Origin of the sequence: Lentilactobacillus farraginis DSM 18382 = JCM 14108, from assembly GCF_000583655.1 — a bacterium.
Lineage (GTDB): Bacteria > Bacillota > Bacilli > Lactobacillales > Lactobacillaceae > Lentilactobacillus > Lentilactobacillus farraginis.
Window position 1 is genome coordinate 1 of the sequence record NZ_BAKI01000107.1, and the last position, 1,462, is coordinate 1,462.

Below are 1,462 nucleotides of genomic sequence, written 5' to 3' on the forward strand. Positions count from 1 at the left end.
GTTCTACAATATCTGTTGTTGGTAATAGATTTTTATCTATTACTGATGACAGATTTTTTGTTTATCATTAGAATAAAAAAGCGGACATCTCCCGTCCGTTAACTTGCTCCCACCACAGAATTAAGTCAAGAAAGGAAATGCCCTATGTCAAATGATACTACGAAAATGTTGTTAGGAATAGATGATGAACACTTAATAATTGAGGAAGGACAAGTGGGTGATGATGGAGTGATTCGATTGGTGGGGTCCCTAAACTACACCCCCAAGGCATGCCGCAATTGTGGGATTATCAATGATCACCAAATTATTGGCTATGGTTGGCGGAAGACCACCATTAGATTCGCAAAAACATTGGGCAGCACCGTTATCCTGTGTCTCAATCGGCGAAACTTTCACTGTAAGGCTTGTCATACCAATTTCCTGGCGCAGACGAATGCGGTGCCGAAACACTGCACGATTTCAAATACGACCCGCAAACAATGCTTAGAAAAACTGACCGAACCGGTTTCGCTCAAACACATTGCCGATGAGTTATCCACTTCGGATTCATTCGTTGGTCGGCAGCTCTTGCGCGCTGAACGGGACTTTCAAACCAACTGGCACTATTTACCAAAAGTTCTCCTCATGGACGAAGTTAAAAGCACTAAGAGCGCCACCGACGCGATGAGCTTTGAATTTATGGACGCGGAAACCCACGAATTGATCGACCTGTTACCCTTTAGGACCATCTATCAGCTTCAAAAGTATTTCCAGCATTACGACCAGGCTGCGCGAGAAAATGTGAAAATTATCGTCACCGATATGAACTATACCTATCCCAAATTGGTGGGGCAGATCTTTCCGAACGCCATCGTTGTCATCGATCCGTTCCACTTGGTTAACGCTTTAAATCGAGCTTTTAATAAGACGCGGGTGCGCCTCATGAAAACCCTGGCGACTTCCTCACGCGAGTATCACGCCCTAAAACGCTATTGGAAACTATTATTAACGCCGGAAAATCACCTCAACTACGAAGCTTTCCGTAAGTGGACAAACTTCCCTTATCCAGCGACTGCCACTGATGTGGTTGATGCTTTATTGGACATTGATCCCGAGCTCAAGCAAACTTACAACGTGATGAATCGGTTACGTGAAACCATCAAAAACCGTGATTGGCCCAACTATAATCAAGTATTCCATCACTTAGAGGGCTGCTCGGAAGAGATGTTGGCAACCCTCCAGACCCTAGCGACTCATCATGATGAAATTGGCAATACCTTTACTCACCATTACACCAACGGGCCCTTAGAAGGTTCAAACAACAAGATTAAAGTCATTAAACGCACTGGATTTGGTTACCGAAACTTCTTCAGATTCCGGCTAAGAGTGCTGTTCGCTTTTCGAGTTCATACAAAAAGAGCTCTAATCACCAAGTGATTAGAACTCCAATATTTTGTTCACCAACAACAGTTGACGAAGAACC

At 44.0% G+C, this 1,462-nt stretch carries 1 protein-coding gene; it reads left to right on the forward strand.

Going from position 1 to position 1,462, the window contains the following annotated elements; genetic code table 11:
* The first annotated feature begins 144 nt into the window (after positions 1-144).
* The gene (locus JCM14108_RS13895; protein ID WP_035181568.1) at positions 145-1,416 is read left to right on the forward strand and encodes an ISL3 family transposase; all 1,272 of its coding nucleotides are present in this window, start codon (positions 145-147) and stop codon (positions 1,414-1,416) included.
* The last annotated feature ends 46 nt before the right edge of the window (positions 1,417-1,462 follow it).

Coding starts and splice junctions, on each gene's coding strand:
- JCM14108_RS13895 (WP_035181568.1), top strand. CDS start 145: ATGTCAAATGATACTACGAAAATGTTGTTAGGAATAGATGATGAACAC.